Consider the following 1656-nt stretch of genomic DNA (forward strand, 5'->3'; position numbering starts at 1 on the left):
GTCCGTTGTGTGACAACGTTAGTCCTATTACCTTGACAGGAACTCCAACAAATTCCAACGGAACATGGAGTGGACCGGGCGTTACCAACAATGGAAACGGAACGGCGACCTTCAACCCAGCAGGATTGAGTGGTTCTATTACCGTTACCTATAGTTATACTGATGGAAACAGCTGTAGCAATAGTGATACTGCCAACATACTTGTAAATACAGCTCCAACAGTGGACGCTGGAAATTATGGTCCGTTGTGTGACAACGTTAGTCCTATTACCTTGACAGGAACTCCAACAAATTCCAACGGAACATGGAGTGGACCGGGCGTTACCAACAACGGAAACGGAACGGCGACCTTCAACCCAGCAGGATTGAGTGGTTCTATTACTGTTACCTATAGTTATACTGATGGAAACAGTTGTAGCAATAGTGATACTGCTAACATAATGGTTAACACTTCCCCATCAGCTCCTATGAGTGGTGGAAATCAAACGGAGTGTGCTTTAGTTCCTATACAAACTTTAACGGCAACCGCTACGGTTCCGGGAGGACAATCCATTGTTTGGTATGATCTTGCTGTTGGTGGAAATGTAGTTACTCCTACATGGAATACTATAGGATCAAAAACATATTATGCCGAGGCTGTAAATGATGCAACAAGTTGTAAAAGCTCAACTCGTACACCAGTTATTCTGACTTTGAATAATTGTGGCATTCAAATTGAAAAAATTGCAAGCCCTAATAATCCACAAGGATGTACTCCTATAGCCCCAGGCGAAACAATTTCATACACTTTCAGAGTTTCAAACCTAGGAAATACACCTATAAATAATGTTGTTCTTAATGACCCATTAATTGATCCTATAAACCCAATTCCTGGCCCAGTTAGTGGTGACATCACAAACTTAGGTGTTTTAGATGTAGGTGAAATCTGGATATATAATGCAACATATATAGTATTGCAACAAGACATTATAAATGGACAAGTTCAGAATACTGCAACTGTAAATGGACAAGTTCAAACTTCAGGCAATCCATATCCAATTTCAAATTCAGACACTGTTACAGTGAATCTTTGTCAAAATGCTGAAATGTCGATTGTAAAATCAAGTACTAGCGCAACAGGAGATTGTATTGCTTTTGAAGTAGGTAATACCATAGATTATAAATTTGTAGTAAGCAATGACGGTGACGTAGACATTACAAATGTTGTTATTACTGATCCATTATTTTTGGCTCCAAATCCAGTAGTTTCTATTGTATATATTTCTGGAGATGATGGTGATGGAATCTTGAATATTGATGAAGATTGGACATTTAATGCAACTTATACAATAACACAAAGTGATGTAAATGCGGGTTCAGTTGTTAATACTGCAGAGGTAAATGGTAATTCAGTATTGGGTCCAGTTGATACTGCTACAAGTAATACCGTAACGGTCCTTATCTGCCAGAGCGCGGACATCGCGATCGTGAAGGAGAGCGACCAGGTTCCTGGCAACAACGGATGTGTTGAGCTAGCGGAAGGCGATGTAATCACCTATACCTTTAGAGTGACCAACGAGGGCAACATATCAATCGACAATGTGGTCGTAACAGATCCATTGGTAGGCCTGTCCACCATCACCGGCCCAACGGGCGATACAGGTTCAGACGGCATCC

Annotated in this window: 1 protein-coding gene; it reads left to right on the forward strand. The window is 40.9% G+C overall.

What is annotated here, in order from left to right; genetic code table 11:
- Positions 1-1656, forward strand: a 1656-nt coding sequence (locus A7A78_RS09810; RefSeq protein ID WP_117624756.1) for a DUF7507 domain-containing protein, incomplete at both ends; no start/stop codon positions are given.

Origin of the sequence: Aequorivita soesokkakensis, from assembly GCF_001641085.1 — a bacterium.
In the GTDB taxonomy this organism is placed as follows: Bacteria; Bacteroidota; Bacteroidia; order Flavobacteriales; family Flavobacteriaceae; genus Aequorivita; species Aequorivita soesokkakensis.